Genomic DNA, 15,208 nt, shown 5'->3' with positions numbered 1-15,208 from the left:
TAAATCAAAATTTCCCCTGCGTAAGGTGCGTCAGCTATCATTATTATCTCCATAATGAATAGCCCAATCGCTGACGTACCTACCAAACAAATCAGCAACCACCGACAACATCTACAATGCAATTCCTCGAACTCGTCCTCCAAAACTTCGGCCCCTATGCAGGCACCCAAACCATCAATCTCCGCCCCGAAAAAGACGGAAATCCCTGCCCAGTTATCCTATTTGGCGGCATGAATGGGGGCGGCAAAACCACCCTCATGGACGCCATTCGCCTCGCCCTCTACGGCGGCCGCGCCCAATGTTCCACCAGAGGCAATTTAAGCTACAGCGACTTTCTCAATCAATGCGTCAACCGCCACACTCCCCCATCAGAAGATACCCGCGTCGAACTAACATTTGAACAAGTCCAAGATGACAAATTAGCTCAATTCAAAATAGTTAGATACTGGAAAAAACCAGACATCAAAGACAAGTTAAGCATTCTCACCTACAGCGAGATTGGCAGCGAGTATTGGTGGCCGGACAAAGCAATTACTAACACCTGGGACGAATACATTGAAACCCTTTTGCCCGTCGGAATATCCAACCTATTTTTGTTTGACGGAGAACAAGTAAAAGAACTCGCCGAACTCGAAACACCGCCAGAGTTTGTCGTCGGGGCGATTAAATCTCTTTTAGGTTTAGAATTAGCAGAACGCCTCGCCGTCGATTTAGAAATTTTAGCGGGCCGCAAGCGGAAAGAAATTGCTGGCAAAAAAGACTTGGCTGCTTTAGAGAAAATAGAACAAACTTTTCAGGAAATTACTAAGAAGAAAGAATTAGCAACAGAAAAACAAGCAAGCTTGAAAAACGAATTAGAAAAAACTCAAAAAAAACAGCAACAAGCCTCAGACAAGTTTATTTCTGAAGGCGGAAAAATTGCCGCCGATCGCAGTCAGCTAGACAGCAAGCTAAACGACTACAGAAATCAGGCAGACAAAACCCGTCAAGCCATGATGGAATTGGCATCAAATACGCTACCACTAGCCTTAATTTCGCCTTTGCTAACTGAAGCCAAAATTCAAGCAGAAACAGAAGCCAGCCAGCAGCAAGCAAAGATTGCCCAAAATGTTATCAAACAAAGAAGCGATCGCCTTCTCAACTATATCGCGGAAATCTCCTTAAATCCCCAACAGCTAGATAAAATTCAAGACTTCATCCGCCAAGAAAACCAAGAACTCGAACAGCAAGCGGGAACAGACGCCCCGCCCTGGATGAACGCCGACAACAACAGTATCCAGCAACTAGAAAACCTCCTTAGCTACCAAATCAAAGCCCAGCAAGTTCTAGCCCGCGACCAAATAGAACAAATCAAAAACATCGAAGCAGAAATCGACTCTAAAGACAGAGAACTCGCAGCCGCAGCTTCCCCCGAAGCCTACGAAAAACTAGAAGATGAGGTCAGGAAAGCCCAAAAAGCAGTCGCTATCGCAGCGGCCGCCTTGGAATCAGCCAACCGCCGCCTCGATGAATTAGAGAGAGAATTAGCCAAAAACCAAAAAGAACTAGAAAAATACAGCAGCGAATACATCACCATCAGAAACAGCCAACACGTCATCGCTTCGATCGCCAAAGCCCAAGCTACCCTGAAACTCTTTAAAGAAAGACTCACCCTCAAAAAACTCAACAAACTCGAAATAGAAATTACCGACTGTTTCCGCTACCTGTTGCACAAAACCGATCTCGTGCACAGAGTTGCGCTCCACACTCAAACATTTAGCCTCTCCATTTACGATCCAGAAGGCAAACCGGTACCCAAACACCGACTTTCAGCCGGGGAAAAACAATTGCTGGCGATCGCCTTTTTGTGGGGATTGGCTAGAGTATCCGGGAGACAATTGCCAGTGGCGATCGACACTCCCTTGGGCCGCCTCGACTCCTCCCACAGAAACAACCTAGTGGAACGCTATTTCCCCTCTGCCAGCCACCAAGTCATCCTGCTTTCTACCGACACGGAAATTAGAAAAGTAGAATACGAAAAACTCCAAGAATTAGAGGCGATCGCCCACAGCTACCTCCTCAAATACGACTCCGCCAAACACCAAACCACCGTCGAAAAAGGTTACTTCTGGGAATAAAAATTCGGCCTAAAAAATAGCCGCAACCCCTTGACTTTGCCCTGGGGTTGCGGTAGTATATATAGGATAATGGGATGGTTGCGAAAATTTTATTTTTCCCACCATTCCATTATTAAGGATAAATCCTACTACAATCAGAATCCCAAAAAACAACCTTTTTATCAAGTCGCGGCGTGTAAAAAAATGTTAATTATTTCTCGTTATCTACAGGCTTTGCTTCCCCAATATTAGCACTTTTTACAATATACCAAACACTCTCAAACTCATGGAACCACCAGTCGATCGCATCCGCCTATCCCAAACAGGCAAAGACCAACTATCAAAACTGAAACGATCGACAAAAATCGATCAGTGGAATATTTTATGCAGGTGGGGATTTTGCCGATCGCTCGCCGAACCCAGCATCCCATCAGTACCAATTCCCAGCGACAGCAACGTCGAATTAAGCTGGGATGTCTTCGGCGGCGACATGGCCGATATCTTGATAATTGCCCTCAAGCAGCGGTGTCACCAAGACAATTTAGGCACAGAAAAAGAAACTCTAGCCAAACAGTTTCGCCTGCACTTGCACCGAGGGATTGGTTATTTGGCCGGCGATCCAAATATTAAGAAAATCGAAGACTTGGTGGCGATCGCTTTATCGCCTGAAAAATTAAGAAATTAAACGAACCGCGAAGGCGCAAAGGACGCGAAGGAAGAAAGGAAGAGAAGGGATGAGTTCACAATTTACTTCAGTAAAAGCGGGAAAAAATGACCTACTGGCCCTTGGCCTTCCCCAATATCCAAAGCATATTTGAGAGCAGTAGTAACATAATCCTTAGCCAATGTCACCGCTGTAAACAAATCTTTACCCAAAGCCAAATTAGCAGCGATCGCAGCACTCAAAGTACAACCAGTCCCGTGAGTATTCCCAGTATCAACAGTCTCAGTCTTCAACACATCCAACCGCGTACCGTCAAACCAAACATCAATTCCCCGCAAATCTCCCGCCATCCCGCCGCCTTTCACCAAAACAGCTTTCGCACCCAAACGGTAAATCTGCTGCGCCGCCACCCGCATATCCTCTAGAGAAAAAATCTCCAAACCGCTCAAAATCTGAGCCTCAAACCGATTCGGAGTCACGACAGCAGCCATTGGAATCAAAACATCCCGCAAAAACGCGATCGCCCCGTCATCAATCAATCGATCGCCCGATCGTGAAACCATCACCGGATCGACAACCAAATTCCCTATTCGCAAAGCTTCCACCTGTAAAGCCACCGCCGCCATAATTTCCCGATTCAGCAGCATCCCAGTTTTCACAGCGTGCACCCCAATATCCCCAGCCACCGCCTCAATTTGAGCGGCCACAGCCTCCGCAGACAAAGCATCAACTCGCATCACCCCCAAAGTATTTTGAGCCGTCACGCAAGTCAAAGCACTCGTACCGTGCACGCAGTGAAACGCAAAAGTCCGCAAATCCGCCTGAATTCCGGCCCCGCCACCGCTATCGGAACCCGCCACAGTCAAAGCCACAGGAATCTTCGATTTAATCATCTTTTTTCAACCGCAGATAAACACAGACACATCCCAATAATATCTGGGTTCATCGTGGCACGGGCGTCCCGCCTGTGCTTCCGAAGGGGTTAAAATTCCCAAACAAAATTAGCTATGATTAAACCAAATGTAAAGAATTATTGCAAACAACTGTGAAAATCACCCGAATCGACCTCAACTCTTGGATCTTCCACATCTGTGGCCAAACCATCCTCGTCGATCCCTGGCTGGTCGATCCGCTCGTATTTTACGGTCAACCCTGGCTGTTCACCGCCTACCACAACACCCCCGTCGCCTTCACTCCCTGCAGCTTACCCCCGATCGACCTCATCCTGATTTCCCAAGGATTAGACGACCACTGTCACAGACCAACACTCGAACAGCTCGATCGCACAATTCCCGCGATCGCCTCACCCACCGCCGCCAAAGTCCTCAGCAGTTTAGGGTATACTAATATCACATCTTTAGCAAATTGGCAAGAGTTAAATTTTAAAGAAAAGTTACAAATTACAGCCGTACCCGGAGCCGAAATCGGGCCGGGACAAGAAGAAAACGGCTACTTGCTCAAAGATTTAAGCAGCGGCGAGACACTTTATTACGAACCGCACTTACCCCCATTAGACAAAGTTAAACAGAAAATAGACACAGTAGACGTAGCGATCGCCCCAGTCATCGGTCAAATTTTCCCCTTCCTCGGACAAGTCATCATCGGCCCTTCGGAAGCCCTCGGCCTCGCCCAAACACTGAAACCTAGGTTTTTCCTGCCTACAGCGGCGGGAGACATCCGATCCACAGGCCTTTTACCAATGTTAGTGCGATCGATCGGCAGCATCCCCGAATTTCGCGATTTACTAGCAAAATCGGGACTATCCACCCAACTCCTCGAACCCGAACCTGGTCAAACCTTGGAAATTTTAGATTTTAGATTTTAGATTTTCGATTTTTTAGATTTTGATTTGAGATGCTCGATTTTTTAGATTTTTTAGATGGGAGATTGGAGATTCAATGCCAAATCCCCAATCTAAAATCCAAAATCTAAAATCCAAAATCGCCAAATCCCCAATCTAAAATCTAAAATCTAAAATCTAAAATCATCTTGGTGGGCGACGGTTACGCAAAAACTCAGGAATATCCAATCCCAAATCCTGCGGCGGTTTCGCTTTCGGATCGGGCGTCTGTTGAGCAGGAGTCGTCGGCACAGTTGCAGCCCGCCAAGGAGCATTAACATTTTGCGTCCGCCCCGGAGTCGGAGGTGCCGGAATTTCTCCCGAAAAACCAGTAGCGATCACAGTAATCTTAATTTCGCCCTGAAGCCGCTCGTCAATCACCGCTCCAAAAATAATATTGGCATTCGGATCGACAACCTCGTAAATCGTCTCAGCCGCCGCATTCACCTCGTGCAGAGTCATGTCAGTACCGCCAGTGATGTTAAACACCACACCTCTAGCGCCCTCAATAGACGAAGCTTCCAGCAGAGGCGAAGAAATAGCCTGCATCGCAGCCTCCCTAGCCCGTGACTTGCCAGAACCCACGCCGATGCCCATCAAAGCCGAACCCGCATCAGCCATTACTGCCCGCACGTCAGCAAAGTCAACATTCACCAAACCGGGAATAGTAATAATGTCAGAAATACCCTGAACCCCTTGGCGCAGGATATCATCAGCAACTCGAAAAGCCTCTTGTACGGGCATTTGTTCCGAAATCACAGACAGCAGCTTGTCGTTAGGAATTACGATCAGCGTATCAACGCGGGTTTGCAAAGCCGCGATTCCTTCCTCAGCTTGGCTGGTGCGCCGCCGTCCCTCAAACGTAAAAGGCCGCGTCACTATGCCCACAGTCAAGGCGCCCATTTCCTTAGCGACCTCAGCCACAATCGGAGCCGCGCCCGTGCCCGTACCGCCGCCCATGCCGGCCGTGATAAATACCAAATCCGCGTGATTCAAAGCATTAGCAACCTCGTCGCGAGATTCCTCCGCAGCCTTTTGACCGATCGCCGGATTGCCCCCCGCCCCCAAACCGCGCGTCAACTTCTGTCCGACTTGCAAGCGTTTCGGAGCATTTGAGAGAACCAGAGCTTGGGAATCCGTATTCACACACCAAAACTCGACACCAGAAACCTCGCTAGCAATCATCCGGTTAACGGCGTTGCCCCCACCACCGCCGACGCCAATTACTTTGATTTTGGCAGCGCTGCTGGGCATTATGTCTTTGGGATTGACCATAGGATCGATATCAATACTATCTACATTTACATAACCAGACTTGCGTCTAAAGGGATTGGCGGAATCTGCAGCCACCGGAAAATTTTTTACTTCTTCCGAAGGGGGACTGTCTTGGTCAGACCCCTGTCTATTATTAAGCTTCATTAGAGTCGGGGATAGTAGATTACAGCTTGTTAACTAAACGCCAATTCACAATCAACTATAGGCTAAGTTGCGCGAAAAACTAACACTGATCGATGCTTAATGTTAGCAATCTCGGATTTGGCCGACCTCGCTAGCCCAGACCTCGCTTGACGCCCTCCAGGTACTTGACCGGATTAAGGCAGTTGTAAGCAAGGCAGAAGGAAAAAAAATGGATACTAGCCCCAGACGCGGGGCGCTATCCAAAAACTGTGCTGATTGCAAGCCCGGCCTATCGATCGATACCTTCTACCTTCTGTTGACACAGAATCAATTCTGGGCGCGAGTGGGTGCGGGGGTGGAACTCTCCAAACTGGGGGGGAGTTCTGGCAAATGGACGATCGGCGAAGCAGGATTTCTCAAGTCAATGTAGGCTATTTTGCTTGAATCTATCTGTTTTGGCAATTGTCGCATTCGGTCTAAAACCTTAAGTTGCTCTGCAGTCTTGGAACTGTAGGGCCCTAAGTGTACGGTACCGATCTCTGTTTTCAAGATCAAGTTGTTCGGGTTTTGCCAATTAATCTCAAACACTTTCACCGTCAAGCCGCTGAGTCCTTGGTAAAACTTCGGCCAATAGGCGCGATACTGTTCCAAAGGCCCGATGACTTTTAAAGTGGGCAAAGAACGCTGAGGCTGCGTTCCCGGAATGCTGCCGGGCCCGATCAAACTATTGTGCGATCGTACAGCAGTATAACTATCCGACGGCATCCAACCTCCGCGAGCGTCCAGCCACCCCACTTTTTCCTTGTCACTGTTCGATCTCAACACCGTATTCGGCTGCGCCACCGCCACCGGCAGGCGTTCTGCCACTTCTATAGTCAAACTCGGCGGAAACAAGTTACGAGTCACCTTCGCTTTGGCGATGGGCCCCGTGGACTCCAGCTTTTCGGCCAGGGCTTGCGGTTGAATCCCCCACAGCGACTGCGGGTAAGACAGCGGCACCAAAGACCGCACCGCCTTATCCGATAGCCACTGATTGCCCTCCACCTTCACTTGTTCCGATCGGGCAATCAACCAAGCCGGCTGAGCAATCCACCACAGCAAACCTCCAGCCATTGCGCTCGCTGCCAGCATTTGCCACACAACAGCCGCCAATCGAGCGCGCCTCTGCTGCCGCAACTTTTGGCGCCTGCGCCCTAACTCTGTTTGAGAAACCGCTCCAAAACTAGCCATCTACCTCTTGACAATATAGTAATTAAGGATTAGCACAAATTCAAAACTGTTTAATCTCTCTTTCTTGAACCCTGTTTTCCCCTACCATTTAACCAGATCCCCACAAATTTACCCTGACTCCTGCCAAGATCCGTAATATCACTGATCCCGCTAGGTAATCAAAAAATTTTAATTAAGAATTCCCAATTCCAACGCCGGGAAAACCCCTTGCCAGATAAAGGTTCTTTGGGTATTTAGGGCATTACCCCACAGTGCAAAAGGTTACAAATCAAACTAAACTCAGGCAAAGAAAGTTGAGACTTTCGATTAACTTTTTTAACTTTTATTCGGCTTCTATTGTGATCGCACTCGAATTAGACAGATTCTATAAAGCCTGCAACCCGAGCAAGACCCTGGTTGCGGGAGACCCAGGAGATTATCAATACTACATTGATTTTGGTTCCGTGCGTGGCGGGAAAATCATTGAATCTTTACAGCGAACCATTACCCGCATCTCCCCTGACCAGCCAACCTGTCAGCTATTTACAGGACATATCGGGTGTGGCAAATCTACCGAATTGTTTCGACTGAAAGCGGAGTTAGAGCAAGAGGATTTTTGCGTAGTCTACTTCGAGTCTTCCCAAGACTTAGACATGGGGGATGTAGACATCAGCGATATTTTGCTGAGCATTGCCCGCCAAGTCAGCGAAACTATGGAATCCGCTAAAATCAAACTCAGACCGAGCTATTTTACAAATCTGTTTGCAGAAGTGGCAGAATTTTTGCAGACTCCCATAGATTTGTCAGCGGAAGCGGAGTTATCTATAGGCATTGCTAAAGTTACGGCTAAAACTAAAGACTCTCCCAAACTGCGATCGCAACTCAGGCAATATCTCGAACCCCGCACCAACAGCATTTTGCAGTCGATCAACGAAGAACTCCTCAACAAAGCTAACGCTGAACTTAAGCAGCAAGGAAAAAAAGGGCTCGCAGTCATCGTTGACAACCTCGATCGCCTCGACGCCTCCCTCAAACCCAGCGGACGCACACAGCCAGAATATCTGTTTTTAGACCGCGGCGAACAGTTGAAAAAACTCAATTGCCATGTTGTCTACACGATTCCCCTGACGTTGATTTTTTCCAACGACTTCGGCCGCCTCGCCAGTCGATTTGGAGTCAAGCCCAAGGTGATGCCGATGGTACCGGTGCAAATGCGATCGGGCGAAGACCACATTGAAGGAATGGCACTGCTGCGGCAGCTAGTATTAGCTAGAGCTTTCCCGAAAGTTGCTCCCGATCAACGCATTGATTTGATTTCCCAGGTGTTTGACTCTCCCGAAACTTTAGATCGGCTTTGTCGGATTAGTGGCGGTCACGTTCGCAATCTACTGATGCTTTTATATAGCTGTTTGCAGCACGAAGACCCTCCCTTTTCTCGCGAATGCCTCGAAAGCGTCATTCAAGAATATCGCGATGACCTTTTGGGAGCCATCAATGACCTGGAATGGGAATTGTTGTTTCAAGTCGTCAAGCGACAAAGTGTAACCGGCGAAGAAGAGTCTCAAATCTTGTTGCGAAGTATGTTTGTCTTTGAATACCGCGATCAAGAAGGTCGTTGGTTTGGGATTAATCCAGCCCTAGCAGAAACCAGAAAATATAAGGAGTGGCAGCAGCGCACTGAAGCAAAATAGTTGGGATTTTTGAGATAGCTTCGTGACTCTAAGAACCCTTGACTACCAGGGACTTAGAAAGTATTTAACTGAAAATTGATCGCTCACAACTCCGAAATCTTACAATCCAATACAGAAATCAGTCAGCGGTTTTTGCCACTGGCTGATTTCTGTTGAATGCTGGCTATAGGCAGTGAATGTTATTGTCGTGTAAAACTTTGCCGCCACTAAGGACTTTGCCCACTCTCAACTCTCATATCTGCACTGTCAGACCCCCTATGTCTGTTTTTACCTGTTGCTCTTAATTTCAACTAATTCCATCCCGGACGACATTTTTTTTTGCGGGTGTGTTAAATGCCTGCTACAGATATATCGGAGTTGTTTACTAATAGCTAGTCCTCGGTATAATCGTGAACTTAGCGGTTGGCTATTTATGATCTGTAGTCCTTTATATATAGCTGAATCAAAAAATCTAAAGTGACCTTAAATTTTTATTGGGAAGTCTAGCATTCTCTGAGATTGGGAGGTATGATATCTTTACATTGGCTCTAATAACTATGTAAGTATTGATAGGACAAGTACGGAAAACTACGTATTTATACAGAGATAAAGCGTCAAACAGAGACGGCTATGTCTAAGTAGATACGCTTTCAGTCACGATTGGCGAGCGTTAGGTAATTGATTAATGCAAAAGAGGTGCACGCATGACCGATCTAATTAAGGTACAAGAAACTGCCAACTACAACGAGCGCTCGCTCAAAACTCTGGTCAGGTCCATCACAATGTCTCAACACCAATTCTCGCTAATTTTGGTGCGCTGCAACTACGAGCAGTTGCGACAGCAAATAGCGCAGCGGCTGCGAGAAGTGTCCCCAGTTCCAATTAAAGATCTCGTCCTGCCAGCTTCAGTCAAAACCCTTTACACTACTCTGCAGGCAAGCACTTTCCAGGAAGGGTACTCGCCTGTCGCTGCCGCCTCGGCTTTGATGGTCTTCGGTTTAGAAACAGTAGTAGCGATCGACGAACTCATGGCTTCTACCAATCAAGTGCGAGACGAATTTCGCAAAAATTTTTCCTGCCCGGTGATTTTGTGGGTAACAGATGATATCGTGACCAAAATGATTCGTCTGGCCCCGGATTTCAAAAGTTGGGCCGCCGCCACAATTAAATTTGAAATGGGCGTTGACGAATTAATTAATTTCCTCGCTAGGCGGGCCGATACTATATTTAAAATAGGCGAACTCAATCAAGAACTCGCCAGCAGCAATGTCAGCACCATAGCTAATTGTGAGACCTGCGAAAGCCAGTGCGAAAAAAGCGCCCTGGATCGGGAAATCAGCCCTGGAGAACGCTTTCTAACTTTTAACTCAGGGCCCCAAAACCGACGACAATCAGATGTCCACTCGTATTCGCCATTGAGTCCGGGCAATACCTTCGATTTGGCGATCGGCTCTTTGCCACGCCGAGAACTCGAATTAGCTTTAAGAGATTTACAAAATCGCGGTGAAGAATTAGATCCCGCCCTCAAAGCCAGCCTGCAATTCGTTCTCGGTCGAGATTACTATGTCAGCGACCAAACCGAAACAGCCTTAATTCACTACCAAGAAAGTTTAGTATTTTGGCAGCAGAAAACCGGCAACTGGGAACTGGCAAACTTGGAACATTCCGAAAACCCAGAAACCTTATCCTCGTTGTCGAATCCTGTTCCCAAAATTTTATTTTTAGAGAGAGAAGGCATAGTGCTGTTTCACATAGCCCTGTGTCACCGATTGCAAGCAGCCAGAAACCCGGTAGCCAACCGCCAGCACTGGGAACAAGCTTGGATTAGCCTGGAACAATCTAGAAACGCTTTCTCCCTTGCCTCACGCCCGGAATTGGTTGCGGAGGTGACAGCACACCTCGGAGAAGTGCTGCAGCGCCTGAAAGCTTGGGGAGAGTTGCAAGCATTAGCTGAAAATTCTTTGCAGTTGCACTTCACTTACGGTACTCCCAGCCAACTAGCTCAAGATTACGGCTTTTTGGCTGAAGTTGCCCTCCAAGAGTCGAGGTGGAGTCAAGCCCGCCAGCTAGCGGAGTTGGCTTTGGCGATTTTGGATCAAACGCCTAATGATTTGAGATTGCTGATTGAAGATTTGAGATTGGGGTTTGAGGGAAATTATCCAGAAATTGTGGGCTCTAACGAGTTAAGTAACGAACCCAAATCTAAAATTCAACATCCTAAATCTGACAGGAGTTCGTATCTTTTACTTTTAGCCAGAAGTTTGCGACAGCTAGGGCAGTGGGAGGCGGCGGTTCATTCTTTGGAGTTGGCTCAATCTCAAAGCGAGCCGAAGTACGACCCCCGACTTTACATCGATATTTTGACTGAACTGCAAGCGGTTTATTTCGAGCAGGGAGAGTATCTTAAAGCGTTTCGGATTAAAAAAACCCAGCGTTCGATCGAATATCAATACGGATTTAGAGCTTTTATCGGAGCCAGCCAATTGCAGCAGCAGCGACAAGCGGTCAATCCTTCGGGTCCCTCAGCTCAAAACCAAGCTGCCATCGCAGCGTCCATGACAGCTTACTCGCGCCAAAAAGATATCAATAGCTTGCTAGAAAGAATTAGCAGGGACGACCATAAATTAACTATTATTCATGGGCCCAGCGGAGTCGGGAAAAGTTCTCTAGTCAATGCCGGCTTAGTACCAGCTTTGAAAAATATTACTCCGGGCGCGCGGGATACATTGCCCGTAGTAGTCAAAGTTTACACCGACTGGCTGGTGGAGTTAGAAAATGCTTTGAACAGCGCACTGTACGACAAACAAGCCGAAGAGGAAAGTAAATTAATCTCGAAAGGACTACAGGAAATCCACAAAAAAAGTTGCTCGGTTATTCCTGCTCGCAGCTCGGAAGTCTCTTCTTTTATTATAGATCAGTTGCGCGAAAATGCCACAAATAATTTGTTGACTGTGCTGATTTTCGATCAATTTGAAGAGTTTTTCTTTGTTTCGACTTCAGTGGCACAAAGACAACTTTTTTATAATTTTTTGCGGTTGTTTTTGAATTTGCCTTATGTCAAGATAATTCTGTGCTTGCGCGAAGATTATTTGCACTACTTACTAGATTGCGATCGCTTCCCAAATCTTGACGCTATTAACAATAATATTCTCGACAAAAGCATCCGCTACCAACTGCGGAGTTTTTCTATCAAAGACGCGCGGGCTGTCATCGGACACTTAACGGAACGGGCAGAATTTTATTTAGAGCCGGCACTGATCGATGCCTTCGTAGAAGATTTAGCAGACGAACTTCAAGAAGTGCGACCGATCGAATTGCAGGTAGTAGGAGCGCAACTGCAAGAAGAAGGTATTACCAGCCTAGCACAATACCAGCAATTGGGGGACAATCCCAAAGCGGAATTAGTGAAACGATCGCTCGAAAGAGTCATCTCTGACTGTGGTCTGGTTAATGAAGACGCAGCTTGGAAAATCTTGTTTTCCCTGACAGATGAAAGAGGCGTTCGCCTGATAAAAACCAAACACGAACTCTCGTTAGTGACAGGCCAACAGCCAGCAGATGCGGCAGAAAAAGAATTATCGGCGATCGGCAGAAACAGAATTTCCCTACAGCGACAGTTCGCAAAAGACCCTGAAAGCCCACAAAAGAAAACCGACAACCTCGACTTAATTTTAGACATTTTAGTCGGTCACGGTTTGCTATTTCTCCTACGGGAAGCGCCTGAAGACCGCTATCAATTGGTACACGACTATTTAGTGCGACCGATTCGCCAAAGATTCGGCTTAGAAGCCAGACTGCACAAAGCAGAAGCAGACAAAAAAATGAGTCAAGCACAGCTCTACCGAGCCAATACTTTTCTCAAACAACTGCTGGGAGTAGCAGTGATCGGCGTCATGCTGCTAACCAGTTCCACGATCGCCGCCGTAAACTTTTGGTGGCGGGCTGTGGGTCAAAAACAGCTAGCTGTCGCTCAAACTCAGCGAGCTGAAATCAGTACCCTGACTGCAGCTTCTGAAGCACTTTATTTCTCAAACAACAAATTTGACGCCATGATGGAAAGTTTGAGAGCTGGTAAAAAGTGGAAACAGATGGAACACTCCCAACAAATGTATACTCTCAAAGACACCGAAATTCTGATTTCTGCTGCTCTCCAGCAGGCAGTTTATGGAGTCAAAGAACGCAACCGCTTGGAAGGACACGGCGATGTAGTTTGGGGTCTTAGTTTCAGTCCAGACGGCGAAACAATAGCTTCTTCCAGTGTAGATAAAACAGTCAAACTTTGGCGGCGCGACGGCAGTTTGTTGACCACTTTCAAAGGCCATACTAACAGTGTCTCCTGTGTGGCGTTCAGTCCCGACAACAAAACCATAGCATCGGCAAGTTTAGATAAAACTGTCAAAATTTGGCAAACAGATGGCAGTTTGCTGGCTACTTTCAAAGGGCATACTAATAGCGTTACCAGCGTTGCTTTTAGCCCTGACGGTCAAACGATCGCCAGTGGCTCTACAGATAAAACTATCAAACTTTGGAAAACCGACGGCACGCTGCTGCGGACGATCGAACAATTTGCTCCCGTAAATTGGCTAAGCTTCAGCCGCGACGGCCAAATAATCGCTGTGGCGAGCGATGACGGTACTGTGAAACTGTGGAGTTCTGACGGCCGGTTAATCGCTAATTTATGGCACAGCGAAAACAGACAACCCTCGAAAATTTACACCGTCAGTTTCTCCCCCGATGGTGAAACGATCGCCAGTGCGGGTGAAGATAAAACGGTGAAAATCTGGAGCATCGCTGCACTCAAACACCCAGCAACAGAAAATTCAACACAAGCAAAAAAAGGTGAACTGCTAACAACTTTGCGGGGACACAGCAAGTGGGTATTTGGTGTCAGTTTCTCCCCCGACGGTCAAACGCTTGCTTCGGGAAGTGCAGACGGGAGTGTCAAACTCTGGAGTCTGGCTGGTGTTGGCGACAAACGCCCAACCGATGCTAGCAACATTAAACCAGAGAGTCGCTTACTGAGAACTTTTGAGGGACACGCCGATCGAGTTACTCAGGTGAGTTTTAGCCCGGAAGGCAAAACCTTGGCTTCGGCAAGTTTTGACAAAACTATCAGGCTGTGGCGACTTGATGACGTGCCGCTCAAAACCCTCGACGGACACCAAAACCGCGTGCAAGGCGTTACTTTTAGCCCAGACGGCCAAAGGCTGGCTTCTGCTTCTACCGACAAAACTATCAAACTCTGGAGTCGCACGGGAGTTTTGCTGGAAACCTTGGAAGGACACACTCAGAGAGTCGCCAGCGTCAGTTTCAGCCCCGACGGCCAGCTACTTGCTTCTGGGAGTTACGACAAAACAGTGAAAGTCTGGAGTTTGACAGAAGATGGCATGAATAATATTCTCCCTTGTCCTTCGGCTCCGCTATTCCCGTGTTCGCCTTCTGTGCTGTTCACTCTCGACGGCCACGCCGACAGCGTGATGAGCGTGAGTTTTAGCCCCGACAGCGAGGTTTTGGCTTCGGCGAGCAAAGATAAGACTGTGAAACTCTGGACTAGAAACGGCAGGCTGATTAAGACTTTGACGGGACACACAGGCTGGGTGACTGGGGTGACTTTCAGTCCCGACGGCTCGATGCTGGCTTCTGCCAGCGATGATGGTACTCTCAAACTCTGGAATCGGGACGGTCGTTTGCTGAGAACTTTTGAAGGAGCTCACAACAGTTTTGTGTTGGGGGTGGCTTTTAGCCCTGATGGCAAAATGCTGGCTTCGGCTGGTTACGACAATTCGGTGAAATTGTGGAAGGTGGACGGGACTTTGGTGGCGACGCTGCTGAAGGGTTCTAGCGACAGCGTAACTAGCGTTGGTTTTAGCCCGGATGGTTTGTTGGTGGCTTCGGGCAGTTATGACCATAAGGTGAAGCTGTGGAGTCGCAGCGGGACTTTGCTGAAAACTTTGACGGGTCACAAGGATAGCGTGATGAGCGTGAGTTTTAGCCCGGATGGGAAGGTTCTGGCTTCTGCGGGTCGGGATAATCGGGTGGTTTTGTGGAATTTGGATCTTGACGATTTGCTGGTGAGAGGCTGTGACTGGGTGGGAGATTATCTGAGAACTAATCCTAATGTGAGCGATCGCGATCGGCGTCTCTGTGACGGGGTTGCGGCAAAACCTTAGTTTTAGTCATTGGACGGTTGACTGTTGACTGTTGACGGTTGACTGTTCAAAACTTTCCTTACTCGAACTCTTCCCCTTGGTCTCCCCTTCCTGTAAAGTAAATAATTGTAAAGAAATATGAGTTTTCTCTTATCCTCTGGTTAAGACCGCCAGCTAGCATT

General features: G+C 47.7%; 8 protein-coding genes. 5 read left to right on the top strand and 3 right to left on the bottom strand.

The genetic code is table 11. The features are described 5' to 3' along the window. Window positions 1-116: 116 nt before the first annotated feature. Both dndD and dndE read left to right on the top strand, forming a co-directional pair. Entirely contained in the window at window positions 117-2,117 is a 2,001-nt protein-coding gene (gene dndD / locus NDI35_RS02730; protein WP_445311385.1) for a DNA sulfur modification protein DndD, read from the top strand. A 265-nt stretch (window positions 2,118-2,382) separates the two neighbouring features. Next, window positions 2,383-2,781, top strand: a complete 399-nt coding sequence (gene dndE / locus NDI35_RS02725; RefSeq protein WP_445311384.1) for a DNA sulfur modification protein DndE — start codon at window positions 2,383-2,385, stop codon at window positions 2,779-2,781. Window positions 2,782-2,843: 62 nt separating this feature from the next. Here dndE and thiD read toward each other — a convergent pair whose 3' ends face one another. Continuing rightward, window positions 2,844-3,653: a bifunctional hydroxymethylpyrimidine kinase/phosphomethylpyrimidine kinase gene (gene thiD / locus NDI35_RS02720; protein WP_445311383.1), complete on the bottom strand. Its 810-nt coding sequence runs from the start codon at window positions 3,651-3,653 to the stop codon at window positions 2,844-2,846. Window positions 3,654-3,805: 152 nt separating this feature from the next. Here thiD and NDI35_RS02715 point away from each other — a divergent pair, with 152 nt between their 5' ends. Continuing rightward, window positions 3,806-4,585, top strand: coding sequence for an MBL fold metallo-hydrolase (locus NDI35_RS02715; protein WP_445311382.1), 780 nt, complete (start codon window positions 3,806-3,808; stop codon window positions 4,583-4,585). A gap of 159 nt (window positions 4,586-4,744) precedes the next feature. Here the strand turns inward: NDI35_RS02715 and ftsZ are convergent, their stop codons facing one another. After that, entirely contained in the window at window positions 4,745-6,019 is a 1,275-nt protein-coding gene (gene ftsZ, locus NDI35_RS02710; RefSeq protein ID WP_333293498.1) for a cell division protein FtsZ, read from the bottom strand. Between the two features lie 306 nt (window positions 6,020-6,325). After that, window positions 6,326-7,228 (bottom strand): cell division protein FtsQ/DivIB, encoded by a 903-nt coding sequence (locus tag NDI35_RS02705; protein WP_445311381.1) that lies wholly within the window; start codon window positions 7,226-7,228, stop codon window positions 6,326-6,328. Between the two features lie 338 nt (window positions 7,229-7,566). On the opposite strand from NDI35_RS02705, the gene NDI35_RS02700 reads away from it, so the two are divergent. Further along, window positions 7,567-8,898: a P-loop NTPase fold protein gene (locus NDI35_RS02700; RefSeq protein ID WP_445311447.1), complete on the top strand. Its 1,332-nt coding sequence runs from the start codon at window positions 7,567-7,569 to the stop codon at window positions 8,896-8,898. A 683-nt stretch (window positions 8,899-9,581) separates the two neighbouring features. Beyond that, a complete protein-coding gene (locus NDI35_RS02695; RefSeq protein ID WP_445311380.1) occupies window positions 9,582-15,047 on the top strand; it encodes a WD40 domain-containing protein in 5,466 nt (1,821 codons plus the stop codon). Window positions 15,048-15,208 lie beyond the last annotated feature (161 nt).

The organism is Microcoleus vaginatus FACHB-2002 (genome assembly GCF_040004035.1).
Classification (GTDB): Bacteria; Cyanobacteriota; Cyanobacteriia; order Cyanobacteriales; family Microcoleaceae; genus Microcoleus; species Microcoleus vaginatus_C.
This window is presented reverse-complemented; position numbering and strand designations above follow the sequence as displayed.

Coding starts and splice junctions, on each gene's coding strand:
- dndD (WP_445311385.1), top strand. CDS start 117: ATGCAATTCCTCGAACTCGTCCTCCAAAACTTCGGCCCCTATGCAGGC.
- dndE (WP_445311384.1), top strand. CDS start 2,383: ATGGAACCACCAGTCGATCGCATCCGCCTATCCCAAACAGGCAAAGAC.
- thiD (WP_445311383.1), bottom strand. CDS start 3,653: ATGATTAAATCGAAGATTCCTGTGGCTTTGACTGTGGCGGGTTCCGAT.
- ftsZ (WP_333293498.1), bottom strand. CDS start 6,019: ATGAAGCTTAATAATAGACAGGGGTCTGACCAAGACAGTCCCCCTTCG.
- NDI35_RS02705 (WP_445311381.1), bottom strand. CDS start 7,228: ATGGCTAGTTTTGGAGCGGTTTCTCAAACAGAGTTAGGGCGCAGGCGC.
- NDI35_RS02695 (WP_445311380.1), top strand. CDS start 9,582: ATGACCGATCTAATTAAGGTACAAGAAACTGCCAACTACAACGAGCGC.